The following is a 16,318-nucleotide window of genomic DNA, read 5'->3' on the forward strand; positions in this document are numbered from 1 at the left end:
TTCTAATGAGTGATTACTTTATTCTCCCCAATGATAATCAAAATTTCAAAAAGATTGAAGTAATGCGGGGCATTCATTTGCAGATATACATAGGGGAGAACCACAGTTTTTATAAGGATTTCCTGTAATGGGGTTTCAAATAAATTTTCTAAATTGGAGAACTCCCCCATTTTGAAAGCCACTCGAAATGAGGTGTGTGTATTTCTTACCCTAAAATCGGCTTTCCTAATTTTTTGAATATTTAAAAATTATCGAATATGAAAGCTACTGTTCTACTCTTATTTCTCATTTTTTGCTTTTTTTCAGTACCAATTTCAGCTCAATATGGCCGGTTTACAGAAGAAGAAAGACTTCGCGAACTCAGGAAAAATAGTGAACCAATACGTTTGCTTGTAGAGGATATCCGTAGGGCGGTTTACGCAAGCGAAAAGGACTTGGACGACTGTCTACCTCCTTTTACAAGTGCAACAATAACCCTTGAAGGGACATCGGAAGGAGAGGCGGGAATTGAATTAAACCTAGTTCTGTTTAAAATAACATCAAAAAAGAAAAAAGGGAAAATAAACAAATCTGTAATAACTTTTGTTAGGGACACGATTTTTAGTCCATTGATGGATAAAGTGAGAGATGAAAGCACTGAGAATTTTAATATTATTAGAAATCTTATTGTCTCCCAAGCATATTCAAACTGTGTTTCCTCAACAGCAATAAAGGAGTTAACATCTGATTTGAAAGATAAAACTGTCCTATTTAATATTTTAGAATATGAAAATTTAGAGAATATATCTGATGAAGACGCTGAGGAAATTATAACTGAAGCTTTTAAAACACAAAAGTTGGAAGTAGAAGTCAGTTTTGTTGTCGAAAAGGAGTCTAGCATAAGTGGAGAGTTCAAAATTACTCCAATAACGGGCTCTTTAAGCGGAAACCTGAAACGAAAAAATGTTCAAACTGTAAAAGTGACTTTTGGCAAAGACCCTAGTTAAAATATGCATTATGCCATATTTTCACAAAAAGCATCCAATTTACGACTCAAGGGATAAAAATAAAAATTACAATGACAATGGATACGCAATCAAAGGAAGCTTGCGAAATTTTTGAAAGTACTGTTGAGGCTTATGAAAGATTATTTAAGAATGCTCCACCATTAAGGCTAGATTCCGCTGATAAAGTCAAAAAAGAAATTGAAGGGCAAATTAAAATAGCATCGGCTTATAGTGAACTTGGGTTGTATCAGTATTGTCCAGATAAAATTGAAGATTGGAGAAAAAGATTAAGAACAGTTGCTGAAAGCATTAAAACACTTTGAAGCGAATAATTTGATTATACTTCAATTAAATTTATATTCGGTAGAAGTTCTTGTCTATTTGTTTGTTAATTGGATACTTGGTATTTTGTGATGAGGCCCAATCATATTTTGAAAGAATATATATGAACGAAATATTTAACCCAATTGGGTCAATTTGGCATAGGTGGGATCCTCATATCCATATTCCGGGGACACTAAAGAACGATAATTACAAAGGTGAAAATGCATTGGATGAATTTGTCCAAAGAATAAACATTTCTTCCCCTCCGATTAAAGCTTTAGGTATTACCGAATACTACGTTCTTGACGGTTATGAGAAAATCTTGCCAATTTTCAATGCCGGAAAATTACCTAATGTAAAACTACTTTTTCCTAACATAGAACTTCGATTTGCCGTTAATGCAGGAAAAGGGTCTCCGATAAATTTGCATTTATTGGTAAGTCCAGAAGATCCTGAACACATTGACAAAACAAAGAGATTTCTTAGGGATTTAAAATTTAAGTATGATAGTGAAATCTATGGTTGCACGAATGACGAACTAATCAAATTGGGCGCTGCCTATTTAAAGAAAACTACTGATAACCAGCATTTGTTAAAAACAGGCATAGAACAATTCAAGGTTTCATCTGACAATCTTCAAGAGGCTTTCAGTAATCATAAATGGGCGCGTGAGAACATTTTAGTCGCAATTCCCGCAAGTAAAGGGGATGGTACTGCTCAACTTCAGGAGGATGGACTAAAAGCGTTAAGGGAAGAACTTCAACGCATGGCACATATTGTGTTTTCTGGTAGACCAGGTGATAGGGAATATTGGTGTGGAAAAGGGACAGATTCCAAAGAAGCAATCATTGAGAAGTACAACGGCCTTAAACCATGTTTACATGGGAGCGATGCCCATGATTTGGAGCACGTAGGAAACCCTGATTTAGACCGCTATTGTTGGATTAGAGGTGATTTAAAATTTGAGACCTTACGACAGATTTGTTTTGAACCTGAAAGAAGGGTTTATATTGGGAAGGAAATACCAAGTGATGGCTATCCTTCCCATACAATTGAAAAAGTAAGTGTTAAAAATGCAGATTGGTTAAAAACACAGGAGATAGGTATAAACTCGGGATTGGTTGCAATCATTGGGGCTAGAGGATCAGGTAAAACCGCATTGGTGGAAATGATAGCCGCTGGGGCGGGAAGTGTCGACCAAAGCCATACAAAGAGATCATTCCTTGAACGGGCCCAAAAACTTCTAACAGAAACAACAAGCACGATTAACTGGGGTAATGGAGAACACCAGGAATTTCCCGTGGATGTTCAAAAATTACCAGTCGAGAGTGAAGAGCCCAGAGTTCGCTATTTATCTCAACAGTTTGTTGAATATCTCTGCTCTTCGGATGGGCTGGCCGATGAACTTGTTAATGCGATTGAACAGGTTATTTTTGATGCCCATGGTGTGGATGAACGCCTAGGAACAAGGTCTTTTAAGGAATTAAGAGAAATTAAAACAGAGTCCATTAGACGCGGTATTGACAAATATCAGGAACTGCTTCAAGAAATTGGTGATGAAATATCTGTTCAAGATGATTTGGCACGCAATATCGAAGAGTTGAAAAAGAAAAGGACTATAGAAAATGATGCTATAACTAGGATGAAGGAGGACCGGAAAAAACTCACTCCATCTGACAATAAAGAGGTTCTTGAAAAACTTGACAAGGTTCGTGAAGCCGCAGAGACAAAGTCTCAATTGATCGCAGGATTTGAAAAAAAAGAATTAAAACTCCAAGGTTTAAGGGAGGAGGCTGAACAATTTCAAAATGATAGTTCGCTAGTTCAACTTAATGCTCTTAAAGAAGAATATGCAGAAGCCGATCTGACCGACGAACAATGGGAAAAATTCACTTTAACCTATAAGGGAGATGTCAAATCTCTATTGAATGAAAAGTTGATTGAAGTAGGAAAGGAGATAAAGAAGCACAAAGGCCAAACTGAAAATGAGGTGGAAAAAGTTAATGAAAAAACAGAGGCCTATTTGAGTTCTTACGATAATTTATCCTCGAATACTTATTCATTGCTTATTAAAGAACAACGGCGTTTGGAAGCAGTGATTGGAGTAGATAATGAGAAACGAAAAAAGTATACGGACCTCTCCAATAAAATAGCCGTTTTAGAGTCGGCACTCAAACAAAGAGACAAGGAAATAGAAAAAGCGGAAGCCGCTCCAAAAAAAATTGAAGAGCTTTTCCTTAAACGAAAGAGCACTTATGAGCTATTGATCGGACAAATTGAAAAGGAAGAAAAGCTATTATCCAAATTATACAGCCCTTTGCAGGAGAGGCTTAGTTCTCAGGATGGCACCCTGTCCAAATTGACTTTTTCAGTAAGGCGCATTGTAAATATTGAACAATGGGCTGAATCCGGTGAGAGATTGATCGATAGATCGAGAATAGGTCCCTTTAAGGGTGTTGGCACCCTTACAGAAATTATCAAAAGAGAACTCGAAGAAGTATGGAAAACAGGTTCTTGCAAGGAAATTGCTCAAGCAATGGCGGATTTTCGATCAAAATATGGGCCAGATTTTTGGAAGCATGCATTCGAAGATGCTAGAAAAAATCGGGAAACAAAAAAATATTGGTACGATCAGATTTCCAACTGGTTATATAGTATTGGCCATGTGAGTGTGAACTATGGTCTCCAATATGAAGGAGTCGATGTGCAACAGCTCTCCCCGGGAACGAGAGGGATTGTTCTATTGTTGCTCTATCTATCGATAGATATTGATGATGAACGGCCATTGATTATTGATCAACCAGAGGAAAATCTTGATCCTAAATCAATCTTTGACGAATTGGTCGATAGGTTTAAAGAAGCCAAAAACAGGAGGCAAATAATTATAGTCACTCACAATGCTAACCTTGTTGTCAATACTGATGCAGATCAGGTCATTGTCGCCTCTAGAGGAGAGCACAAAATGGGTTCTCTTCCAGACATTGCATATGAAAGTGGAGGATTGGAAAACCCCCAAATTCGAAATGCTGTTTGCAACATTCTAGAAGGGGGCAAACGTGCATTTGAAGAACGGGCAAAAAGGTTGAGAATTTCTATTTGATTTTTTATTTCTCATGTTAAGTAACGGAATGGTATTGATGAGTTGGCAAAAAGAATACTAAATCCTAATCCACTTTATTCGTACATGAATAGCATCGATGATGGCTCAAAAAATAGATTTACTTAAGCTTTTTAGAACTGGTCTTACATAAAGAAATGGGAAAGAATTTTCTTTTTGGCTTTAGAAGTTTTTTGTCAACTTCAAATAGTTTTTCGTAATTCGGAACTTTCTTGTGTTCCTTAAGGCAAGTCAAAATTTGCTCCATGGATAGAACGGACATTTACAGACTCATAGAAGTGACCTTCGGTTTATGAGCCCGACGAGCTACCTACTGCTCTATCCCGCGGTTTCATAACTCTTTAATTGACAGCGAGTTAATAATCGCTTTTTTTTATAAAATACATACGCTGTATGCGGTTTTATATACGGTAAAAGTATTATAAAAAAGTCTTGTTTCAAAGGATTTATTTAGATTTTTCATGAATAAATATAGTAAGCTTCCTTAAACAAATTCATCTATGAGAAGTAAATTCAAGAAAGTACATTGACATATTGGCTTATAGATTATTAACTGAAAGAAATATCAATATATTTATAGATATCATTCAGGTTACACGTACACCTCTTATGCAAACAATAATCAATACATGGCTAAATATCGCTCTTAATGATTTGGAATCTGCCATCTTGCTCCACCGAAACGGAAAGTATAGAAATTCATATTTTCTGTTCCAACAGGCAAGCGAGAAAGCCAATAAAGCTGCGGCTCTTTTCTCTGGCGATTTTACCGAAAAGGAAATCGAGGAGACATCCCACGATCAATTTAAAATTCCAAGAAAGATTATGGTGCAAAAAGAAGAAAAAATGAAGGCCGCAATAGAGCTTCTTGAACGCTATCCAATGCCGAAAGATCTGGAGCCGCTTTCCAATAAGAGCTTTGCCAAACACCATAAATCAATTTCCGAGGCCATTTGTGGTATAGACAGATTGAAAAATTGCGACTTGGTTAATTTTACATTGGAAGATCTGGATGGCGTTTTAGAAATCCTAACGGGCTTAGAAACCATTGAATATGCCTTTCCGGAAAATAGCAATTCAATACTTAGGTCACAAATGCAGGCCATGGCAAGATACTTTGGGGAATTAGGTACGAAGGAAGCTTTGGAAACAAAAAGGGAAATTTTGAATATGCTTGCGGATAAAAAAAAGTCGCAAATGTATTTTCAAAATTTAATGCATCACCTGATACCAATTCAATTTGATTCTATATTTATAGACCATACATTTTACTTTTGCGCCTTACTGACCATTCAACATAGTTCGCGGACAAGATATCCCAAAAACGGAGTCAATCCTGAGGATATCTATACTAAAGAACTACCAATTGTACAGAAACAATTGGATTTTATGGAATGTTTAAAGGAGGCGATACTTCGATTGGAGAAAATGAATGGGAATAAACATGAGTTACAAAACTTGTTTTCGAACCTTATAATTGCCCAATAATAGAGATGTCGTTTCAAAGAAGTATAAAAGTAGCTTTTGACAAAACTTCTGGGGAGATTCTGGAAGCCGATGACGTCTTTGACACCGCTAAAAATTCATTTGAGCTTCGCAGGCAGTATCATAGGGATGAAGTGGAACTCTACTGTTGCGAGTGTGACCAAAAATTGAACGTTTCCGGTAGTAAGTATGACAGATTACATTTCAAGCATCAACCAAATGCGGCGTTCTGTTACTTAAAGGAGGCCAACCTATCGCAAGAGGAAACGGAACAATTGGCACAGCTTTATCGTGGAAAAGAAAGTGCAAGGCATAAAACACTTAAAAACAAAATAGCCGAGAAACTTTTCAATTTAGATGGTGTTGATTCCATCTGCGTAGATAATACCTTTATTTCTATTGGAAATGAAAAACGTAGGCCCGACGTGTATTGTAAATATTTGGACAAAGAACTCGTTTTCGAAATACAGCTATCCGATTTATCCTTGCGCTACATTTATGACCGTCATGATTTTTACAAACGGAAAGGAGTTTTTCTGATTTGGATATTGGATGATTTTGACGTTCATGGCCAGCGACAAATGGAACGCGATATCAAATATCTTACGGATTTTCAAAACTTTTTCAAACTGGATGAAGCTTCAGAACCTTTTAGATTGCTGTGTACGTACAAATATCCATTTCTAACGGAGGATAATAAATTGCTCAGTAAATGGATAGAAAAATCCGTCAGTCTTGGACAACTCAAGTTCAATGTTGAATCCTATCAGATTTATTATTTTGACTATGGGAAAAAGCTCAAGGTTAGAGAGAAAGAACATGCCAAACGTCTTCAAAAGGAAAGAGAAGAGGAAGTCAAAAATCAAGAGCGTCGAAAGAAGGTAGTGGCTGAAGAAAAAGCAAACTCTATAATCGATGACCTGCGATTCTTATGGAAAAACAAAGGGTATAATTTTTCTTCCATCGAAGAACAAATGGAAAATTTAGATGAATTCGAACTATCGATATTAAATAAATCCGATGCGTTTAAACCTAAAGATGGTCAACCAAGAATTCACCATTGGTTTTCAATAGCAAAAAAGGGTCATATCGGTTTCTTGGAACACATGATTGATAGTTCATATTTGGAAATCGACTTAAACGAAAAATCCAAAGACGACAAAACGCTTCTTGCAACTATGTTTGAAAACATAGCTATTGAGCATAAGATGTGGCTTTTAAGAAGACTTATCCGAAAAGGATATAACTTAAAGAAAGAGGACGAAGCAATATTGGCCCAAATCGAAACAGACCCTATTGAATACGAATCGACATTAATAGTTTTTCATTTGGCAAATGAGCTTAGTGGTTGTTATGTGATAGATGAACTTTTCGAACATAAACCTCTTATCTGTATAATTGAAAGTGCAAAAAGAAATGAGATTATTGGATACCGATATCAAAAGAATCAATGGGTAGCTTTTGCGAACAATGCTATACATAGTTATACAAACTATTGGAGTTATATCGAAAAAGCCTTTAAGAAATATGGTATTTGGGAAAAATTGATGCTTTTGGACAAAAAGAAAACCTTTCAAAAAAAGTTGACAAATTTCCGTGCTACGAATCCAACGCAGAAAGTTGATTGTATACCTTTACTGAATACCCTATATCCTGAATTGAAACATGATGAATCTGTATGGTAGTTGAATTAGCACCAAAGGATTATTTCTTGTGTTTTGATGCGTAATCATAAATTGCCAATTCTTCAGTCTTTCAAGTTTTTGCATAGCCGTTGCATCAATTTTTTTATATTTTTGTACCGTGAAATTTTTAACAATCATATTGTCCTTTTACTTTTTGGCACTCAATGTAGTGCCCTGTGGCGATTCGGGAACGGCTAAAGACGATGCCCAGGTCGTTTCGGTAATGGACTATGATGGCGACCACGATCAAGATTGTGAGCTGTGTTCCCCATTCTGCCAATGCCATTGCTGTCACGTACATACGATTGATTTTGGTATAATCGCTTTCACACCCTTACCAAATCCTATTTCACAGGAAAACTTCTCGCACTTCGAGAGCGTTTCCGATGGAGTAGTATCTTCAGTATTACAACCACCTAGAGCTTAATTCAGTTTTTTTAAGGATAGCTATGTCCTAACGTGATGCTTTTCAAAGCAAGCATCGCATCATAAATGCATTGCATCTCTTGTATTGCGAAGTTTAAACTGAATTAAATCTCTTTCTATGATTAACAAAATCATTTCATATTCCATTAATAACAAGTTCATTATTGGGCTTTTTATAGTGGCTCTTGTGGGCACGGGCATTTGGTCTATGGCCACTATAAATCTGGGTTCCGTACCCGATATTACTAATAACCAAGTACAGGTTATCACAGTTGCACCAAATTTAGGAACTGAAGACATTGAACAATTTGTAACGTACCCTGTTGAGTTGGCAATGGCCAACCTTCCTGACGTTATCGAGCTGCGTTCAGTATCCCGTTTTGGACTGTCCGTGGTTACCATCGTCTTTGAGGACGAAGCAGGCACCTATCTTCCTCGGCAATTGGTACAAGAGAAATTAACCGAAGTCGCCGGGGAAATTCCCGAAGGTTTTGGTACGCCATTTATGGCCCCCATTACTACAGGTTTGGGAGAAATCTTTCAATACACCCTAAAGGTAAAAGAAGGTTACGAAGATAATTACGATGCTATGGAGCTTCGTACCATTCAGGATTGGATTGTTAAACGCCAAATGGCATTAGTGCCTGGAGTTGTCGAGGTCAATGCTTTTGGTGGCTATGTTAAGCAGTACGAAGTGGCCATAAATCCTGATAAACTAAAAAGTTTTGGCATTACAATGAATCAGGTTTTTGAAGCCCTGAAAGTGAACAATGCCAACACGGGCGGTGCTTATATCGAGAAAAACCACCAAGCAAATTTTATCCGCGGCGAAGGTTTGGCTCGTAGTCTAGCCGATTTAGAAAATACGGTTGTTACCTCACAGAACGGTAGCCCTGTTTTAGTTAGGGATGTAGCCGAAAAAGTGGGCTACGGGAATCAAGTGCGCTATGGTGCGTTTACCCAAGATGGACACGAAACTGTTGGCGGACAAATTTTAATGCTGAAAGGCGAAAGTCCTGGCACTGTTATAGATAATGTACAAAAGCGTATCGATGAAATTCAAAAATCACTTCCAGAAGGCGTTTACATTGAACCATTTTTAAGCCGAAGTGAACTTATTGGAAGGACCACAAGCACCGTTGAAAAAAACCTTATTGAAGGTTCATTGATTGTGATTTTTGTGCTTGTCCTGCTTTTGGGAAGTTTCCGTGGCGGTTTGATTACGGCGTCGGTAATTCCGCTATCATTACTCTTTGCCTTTATTTTGATGAAACAATTCGGTGTGTGGGCAAATTTAATGTCCTTGGGAGCAATCGATTTTGGGATCATTGTGGATGGTGCGGTGATTATTGTGGAAGGAATGGTATTCCACATTCATCAACGGATGAAAAAAACCACAACCGCCATTGGCCAATCTGAAATGGATGAAATCGCCTATGAATCGGCGAGTACGATGATGAATTCGGCATTTTTCGGTCAGCTTATTATCCTTATTGTATTTACACCGATTCTCTTTTTGACCGGTGTGGAAGGAAAAATGTTCCGTCCAATGGCATTTACTTTCGGATTTGCAGTTTTAGGAGCGATTATCCTATGTCTTACTTACGTGCCAATGATTTCGTCAATGTTCCTTAAACCTGCTAAAAATCAGAACAGTTGGTTTGCCAAATTTGAAAACAAGATTGATAGGTTCAGTGATAAAATAATGTCCGGTTTAAACAAGGCGTATGTACCGTTTCTCAATTTCGCGCTTCGGTTTAGGGCTGGTGTCGTTATTGTTGCGGTCGGGTTGTTGTTGATTGCAGGATTTATTTTCAGCAATATGGGTGGCGAATTTATCCCAAAATTTGATGAGGGCGATATTGCGTTTCAGGCCTTGATAAAACCGGGGAGCAGTCTTACAGAATCCATTGAGGCTTCAAAAAAACTTCAAAATTTAATCAATGAATTTCCAGAAGTAAAAACAGTAGTTTCAAGGATTGGCGTGGCCGAAATCCCTACGGACCCAATGCCTATGGACATAGCCGATAGTTACATCATTCTTGAAAAAGATAAAAGTAAATGGACTTCAGCAGATAGCAAGGAAGAACTCATAGAAAAAATACAGGAAAAAATTTCAGTAGTACCCGGTGTAAATTTCGTATTTACGCAACCTGTTGAACTTCGTTTTAATGAACTGCTTACAGGTGTTCGGGAGGACGTGGCTATAAAATTGTACGGAGAAGATTTGGATGTGTTAGCTGACAAGGTGCAAGAAATCGCCGCCGTCATCAGAACCGTTCCCGGCGCAGCGGACCTCAATGTGGAGGCCACGAGCGGTTTACCACAAATGACAGTGGAATACAATCGCGCGAAAATGGCACAATACGGTATAACGGTTAATAAGCTGAATGATTATGTGAGTGCTTCATTTGCTGGAGAGCAGGCAAGTGTAATCTTTGAAGGCGAAAAACGGTTCGATGTGGTCATTCGTTTGGCAAAGGAATTTAGACAGGATATCAACAACCTTAAAAATCTGTATATAGACCTGCCCAGCGGCAACCAAGTACCCTTAAAAGAAGTGGCGGAAATCAGTTACAAACCTGGCCCGATGCAAATTTCAAGGGACAATACCTCGCGTCGTATTTCGGTAGGGGTAAATGTTCGTGGGCGCGATGTAAAATCAATGGTCGAGGAAATACAGCAAAAACTGGAAGCACAAGTAAAATTGCCACCTGGTTATTTTGTGACCTATGGCGGTTCGTTCGAAAACCTGCAACGTGCGACCGACCGATTGATGATCGTAGTGCCCATTGCACTCTTCCTAATATTCATATTGCTCTACTTTGCGCTGAGTTCGTTCTCGCAATCACTTATGATTTATATGGCAGTACCGCTGGCAGCTATTGGTGGTGTATTTGCCCTTTGGATAAGGGGAATGCCTTTTAGTATTTCTGCAGGTGTCGGTTTTATCGTGCTCTTTGGAGTGGCGGTATTGAACGGATTGGTACTGATCAACAAATTCAATGAATTAAAGGAAAGTGGAATGACAGACTTAAAAAAACGCATATACGAGGCAACTCACGAGCGCTTGCGCCCAATTTTGTTGACGGCAACGGCAGCTATTATGGGCTTTATACCAATGGCGATTTCTACCTCGGGAGGTGCTGAAGTGCAGCGACCATTGGCAACCGTCGTTATTGGCGGATTGCTTACGGCAACGTTTTTAACGCTTGTTGTCCTTCCGGTATTATATTATTGGCTGGAAGCCCGCAAAGAGCGTAACGGTAAAGGAGATGATCCAAGCTATATCAACAAAAGCACAACAGTTCTGGTGGTGCTATTGTGCTTGGGAGGATTTTTCACTTCCAATACAGTAAATGCACAGGAAAGTGGAATCGCCCAGACCGTAACATTGGAGGAGGCTATTTCCCTAGCAAAACAGAATTATCCATCGCTTAAGGAAAGCCAGGCTTTTATCGAGCGCGAGCAGGCGATGAAAGGAACAAGTTTCGATCTGGGTAATACCCAAATCTTTACGGGCAAGGAAGAATATGGCAATGACCTGCCCGGGGTACAGACCACGATCGGGGTGCAGCAGCAAAATGTTGATTTGCTCTCTGGGTTTTCAAAATCCAAGTTCTATAAAGAGCGTGTTCAGCTCGGCGAAAAGTTCTATGCCCTCAACGAGCAACAGTTGATCCGTAACGTGATGCAGGCCTATGACCGTATCAATTATAACAAGGCACAATTGCGCTTCGCGGAACAGTTGGACAGTGTTTACGCCAATTTCAGGACGGCCGCGGAACTACGTTACGATACGGGTGAAACCGGAAAACTGGAGTTTATTGCGGCGTCCTCGGAGTATCAACAGATACAGGTGCTCAGACAACAGGCCTATGACGATATCGAGATTGCAAAGCGCGCGCTAAAGCAATATTTGGGTATAAACCAAGACATCGAAACGGTGGGCCGATCCTATACACCGCTAAATTATCGGGCCGTTTTGGATTCCACATCAGTGGCCGACAACCCAATATTGCAATATTCACTGCAAAATGCCAAAGTGAGCAAAGCAAACGTGGGCGTGGAAAGATCACAGTTCCTGCCCCAGTTCAACCTCACGTACGGAAGGCAGATCGTAGACGATGTATCAGGGTTCAACACCTATCAGGCGGGTATCAGCATTCCGCTCTGGTTCTTCCCTCAAAAATCCAGGGTCAAAGCCGCCAAAGCAGACGCAATGGTAGCCGAAAATCAGTATCTGGAACAGAAGGCCATAACCGAAAGTAGGGTTTCCCAACTTTTAAAATCCTTGGAGAAGACCCAAAAGACGCTTGATTATTATCAAGAAGGGGCTTTGCTCTTGGCGGAAGAACAGATAGCAACGGCGGAACTGGCCTCAAGGGAAGGGGAAATCGATTATGTGAACTATATCACGATCCTGAACAGTGCCATAAGAATCAAACAAAACCATCTACAATTTATAAATCAGTATAACCAGCAGGCCATTGAGCTGCAATATCAATTGGGCAATCTATAATCTTAAAAAAGGAAAAATGAAGAATATAATCTTAATAAGCACCGTATTATTTACACTTATGTTCATGAGTTGTAACGATGCCCCAAAATCTGAACTTGGGCATAATGAAGCTGAAGGTGTATCAAAAACCGAAGCAGGTGGGGAAGAAGCCCACGGCGAAGAGGAAGGCGGCCACGGGGAAGAAGGAGAAGAAGGTGTTGTAGTACTTTCTACACAACAAATAGAGACCATTGACCTGGAGACCAGAACCTTGGAAAAAAGAAACCTCGGTAACAATATCAAGGTAACCGGAAGGCTTGAGCTATATCCTCAGGACAGGGCCAATATTAGTCCTTTCGTAGGCGGAAATGTACGTTCCATCAAAGTAATCGAAGGAGATGAAGTGCGAAAAGGAGAGGTTTTGGCCTATTTGGAACATCCCGATATTATCAGTATGCAACAGGAGTACCAAGAAAAAAACGATGAACTCGTTTTCCTTAAACAGGATTTTGAGCGAAAGCAGACCTTGTACGACAAAGGCGTTTCTTCCGGGAAGGAATTTCAGATGGCACAGTCAAAGTTCCGTTCCACTACCTCAAGTGTCAACGGCCTAAAATCAAAATTGCGCTTGCTCGGTATCGATCCTTCCAAGGTGGAAGAAGGACAGATCTACTCGGCCATACCCATATCGACACCTATATCCGGTTTTGTGGATGAAGTAATGGTAAGCCTGGGGGATTATGTGGCCCCACAATCAAAAATGTTTACGGTTAGCGATAATTCAGAACTCCATTTGGACCTTAAAGTGTATGAAAAGGATATCCCAAAGGTTCAGGTAGGTCAAAAAATCCATTTTACCGTTGCCTCGAAACCGGATGAACTGTTAACTGCAGAAGTGCACTCGATAGGTAAAACCTTTGAGGAAGATCCAAAAGCCCTGCACGTCCACGCGGATATCGATAACAAAAATGGCGACCTCTTACCAGGAATGTATGCAGAAGGAAGAATCGTGCAGGGAGAGAAATCGGGCTTTGCAGTACCCGAGGAAGCCATTGTCAAAGAAGGCGAACAGTCCTATGTTTTTATCGTGGATGAGGATGGGGCACCAGAAGAAAATAAAATGAAATATAAACGCATTCCCGTGAGTACAGGGGTCAACGACTTGGGTTTTGTAGAAGTAAACCTGCCTGCAGGAACGCCCGAAAATGTCAAAATAGTAACAAACGGGGCCTACACCCTTTCTTCGGAAATGGTCAAGGGCGAACTGGAGCACGGACATTAAACAACAATATAGATAAAGGTTTTGATTCCGGGTTTGTTATCGTCTTAATTAGTTAGTTGAAAATCAGAAAGCAGGCCCGGTTCACAATCGATTAAAAATCTAAATAGTATCATAATGAAAGAAATAAAAGCATTTGTAAAACCAAACCGCATCCAAAGGGTCATCGAAGCCCTTAGCGACAATGGTTTTAAAAGTATGACGCTTTCACAAGCGGAGGGTACCGGGGCGTTCAAGGCAAAAGGCGCGAAACCCTCATTGGATTTTCACGTATCCGATAGCCCGGTGGTAAAAGTGGAGCTGGTGTGCCAAAATGAGGAAGCACAAATGGCAATCGAAATTATTACGGAAAACGGAAAAACGCCCGACCCGGGCGATGGGATTATTTATCTATCTAATATTGAGGATGCCTTCCAGATCAAAACAGGCGAATCCTTAAAACGCTATGACCTTTAACCCCTTTTAAAATGGAAAGAATTGTCAAAAAACTGGAGAGCAAGGGAATACGGCCCACGCCGATGCGACTGTTAACCTATAAAAAGCTGCTGGAAAGCGAGGTAGCCATCAGTTTGGGAGAGCTGGAGAATTTTTTCGAGAAATCGGAACGGAGCACCCTTTTCCGGACGATGAAAACCTTTGAAGAAAACGCCATCGTACACCAAATTGAGGATGGTACAGGAGTTATAAAATACGCCCTTTGCGAAGAGAATTGTGAATGTGAGGTGGGCAACGACCTGCACCTGCATTTTCATTGCACCCGGTGCAACGAGACCGTTTGTTTGACCGACCGTAAAATTCCACAGGTCAATCTGCCCCAAGGATATATGGCAGAGGATATCAATCTGGTCGTAAAGGGTATATGCAATAAATGCAGTGACAATTTGGATTAGCCTTCAGGCGCGGAACATTAAAAGAATACAACGATGATAGCAATCTATAAAAAAGACCGAATCATATATACCATCGCAGATAAAGAGCTGGATACCGATGATAGGGCAACCCTGATCAAAGCTCTTAACGAACATTTAAAAGAAAATGAACAAGCCGCTTGGTATATGGAAATGGGCCTTCCCGAAAAAAGGGTATGGAAAAGTAGCGTTGAGAGGTTAGATTTTTCATTTTCCGAAGAGGCACGGTTTAAGAAAATAGCCTTGGTAGGCGATAAAATATGGCAAGAACGGTTTACCGAATCGTTATTGCCATTTAGCGAGGCTCATATAAAATTTTTCGGGCCGGAAGATGGAGATATGGCCAACAACTGGCTCGAACGATAATAACACCCCTATCGATGCAAAGAGGTAAAATAGGGATATGGCTTTTGGCAGGTTTTGCCTTTGGGGTCTTTATACTGCAACCCTTGGGCCTATCCCTTTTTCTCTTTGACCGGTCGGGCGATTCCGGTCACTGGCCAAGCTATTTTGGCGAGGCCTTCAAAACCGCATGGAACGTTGCCGATGTTGACCAAATTCTTGGAAACCTGTTGTTCGGGACAATGGGAAGCAGCCTTGCCCTGATGTTCTTCCTCAGAAAAAAGATTTTTCAACTGAACAGGCAACGGATGGACAGGCAAACCGTTCTCGAACTCATAAACAAGGGAGAGAGCAGCCGGGTGGAATTCAAGTCAAGCTTGCGATGGGACGTGCAGCAGGGCAAGGTCAACAAACAACTTGAGTTTATCATATCAAAAACCATTGCCGGGTTTATGAATACCGAGGGGGGCAAGTTGCTCATAGGTGTTGATGACGGGGGAACCATTCTGGGCCTGCAACAGGATTTCGATACGCTTAAAAAGCCGGACAGCGATGGCTTTGAGCAGTATTTGATGCAATTGATCGCTCTAAAACTGGGAACCCATCTTTGTACGCTAGTGAACGTAGCATTTTTTGGGTTTGGTCTAAAGCAAGTGTGCTGTATCGAGATTTTACCAGCCCAAATGCCGGTATATGTGACCCTTGAGGGACGGTCACGGTTTTATATACGCACGGGCAATGCCACACGCGAACTCGATTTGCCCGAAGCCCTGGTGTATATAGGTAAGGAAAAGGCACAGTACAACTAAAAACGGGAGGTTATTGGGCCATGCAGGAAGGATTATTTGCACTTCCGTTGCACAATTGTTTTAATTAGATTGATTTAAAAAAATATACAAATATGGTACAGATAATAAACTTGGAACAGGAACACCTAATTGCCGCTAAAATCAGTGGAAGACTTACAGAAAAGGATATGGAAAAGATGCATCCGCTTATCCACAACATCATAGAAAAAGGGCATAGAGTGGATTTCTATTTTGAAATGAAAGATTTTGAAGGCTATACCCTTAAAGGCTTTTGGGAAGACCTAAAGATTGATTCGGCTCACTTGGGAGATTATGGCAAGATGGCCTTTGTGGGCAACAAAAAATGGCAGGAATGGGCCGCGAAGGCAACTGATTTTTTCATAAAGTCTGAAGTTAAATTTTTTGATATTTCCGAGAAATCACAAGCCCAAAAGTGGATTAAATCTTAATTAACG

Annotated in this window: 13 protein-coding genes; all 13 read left to right on the plus strand. The window is 40.1% G+C overall.

What is annotated here, in order from left to right; genetic code table 11:
* The first annotated feature begins 257 nt into the window (after positions 1-257).
* The 13 genes from IL356_RS14220 (at position 258) to IL356_RS14280 (ending at position 16,312) form a co-directional block, all read left to right on the plus strand.
* Positions 258-986, plus strand: a complete 729-nt coding sequence (locus tag IL356_RS14220; RefSeq protein ID WP_121848227.1) for a trypco2 family protein — start codon at positions 258-260, stop codon at positions 984-986.
* A gap of 77 nt (positions 987-1,063) precedes the next feature.
* Complete coding sequence (locus IL356_RS14225; protein WP_162987827.1) at positions 1,064-1,309, plus strand: hypothetical protein; 246 nt, start codon at positions 1,064-1,066, stop codon at positions 1,307-1,309.
* 122 nt (positions 1,310-1,431) lie between these two features.
* Positions 1,432-4,410 (plus strand): TrlF family AAA-like ATPase, encoded by a 2,979-nt coding sequence (locus IL356_RS14230; RefSeq protein WP_121848229.1) that lies wholly within the window; start codon positions 1,432-1,434, stop codon positions 4,408-4,410.
* A gap of 627 nt (positions 4,411-5,037) precedes the next feature.
* A complete protein-coding gene (locus IL356_RS14235) occupies positions 5,038-5,916 on the plus strand; it encodes a HEPN domain-containing protein (RefSeq protein ID WP_121848230.1) in 879 nt (292 codons plus the stop codon).
* A gap of 5 nt (positions 5,917-5,921) precedes the next feature.
* Positions 5,922-7,598 (plus strand): DUF6035 family protein, encoded by a 1,677-nt coding sequence (locus IL356_RS14240; RefSeq protein WP_121848231.1) that lies wholly within the window; start codon positions 5,922-5,924, stop codon positions 7,596-7,598.
* A gap of 118 nt (positions 7,599-7,716) precedes the next feature.
* A complete protein-coding gene (locus tag IL356_RS14245; RefSeq protein WP_121848232.1) occupies positions 7,717-8,025 on the plus strand; it encodes a DUF6660 family protein in 309 nt (102 codons plus the stop codon).
* A 117-nt stretch (positions 8,026-8,142) separates the two neighbouring features.
* A complete protein-coding gene (locus tag IL356_RS14250) occupies positions 8,143-12,546 on the plus strand; it encodes a CusA/CzcA family heavy metal efflux RND transporter (protein WP_121848233.1) in 4,404 nt (1,467 codons plus the stop codon).
* Between the two features lie 16 nt (positions 12,547-12,562).
* On the plus strand, positions 12,563-13,807 hold the full coding sequence (locus IL356_RS14255) for an efflux RND transporter periplasmic adaptor subunit (protein WP_121850653.1): 1,245 nt from the start codon (positions 12,563-12,565) through the stop codon (positions 13,805-13,807).
* Positions 13,808-13,921: 114 nt separating this feature from the next.
* Positions 13,922-14,260, plus strand: a complete 339-nt coding sequence (locus IL356_RS14260; RefSeq protein ID WP_121848234.1) for a P-II family nitrogen regulator — start codon at positions 13,922-13,924, stop codon at positions 14,258-14,260.
* 11 nt (positions 14,261-14,271) lie between these two features.
* Complete coding sequence (locus tag IL356_RS14265; RefSeq protein ID WP_121848235.1) at positions 14,272-14,694, plus strand: Fur family transcriptional regulator; 423 nt, start codon at positions 14,272-14,274, stop codon at positions 14,692-14,694.
* A gap of 33 nt (positions 14,695-14,727) precedes the next feature.
* Entirely contained in the window at positions 14,728-15,078 is a 351-nt protein-coding gene (locus IL356_RS14270; protein ID WP_121848236.1) for a SpoIIAA family protein, read from the plus strand.
* A 14-nt stretch (positions 15,079-15,092) separates the two neighbouring features.
* Entirely contained in the window at positions 15,093-15,863 is a 771-nt protein-coding gene (locus tag IL356_RS14275) for an AlbA family DNA-binding domain-containing protein (RefSeq protein WP_121848237.1), read from the plus strand.
* A gap of 92 nt (positions 15,864-15,955) precedes the next feature.
* The gene (locus tag IL356_RS14280) at positions 15,956-16,312 is read left to right on the plus strand and encodes a SpoIIAA family protein (protein ID WP_121848238.1); all 357 of its coding nucleotides are present in this window, start codon (positions 15,956-15,958) and stop codon (positions 16,310-16,312) included.
* Positions 16,313-16,318: the final 6 nt, after the last annotated feature.

The organism is Euzebyella marina, assembly GCF_014855515.1.
Lineage (GTDB): Bacteria > Bacteroidota > Bacteroidia > Flavobacteriales > Flavobacteriaceae > Euzebyella > Euzebyella marina.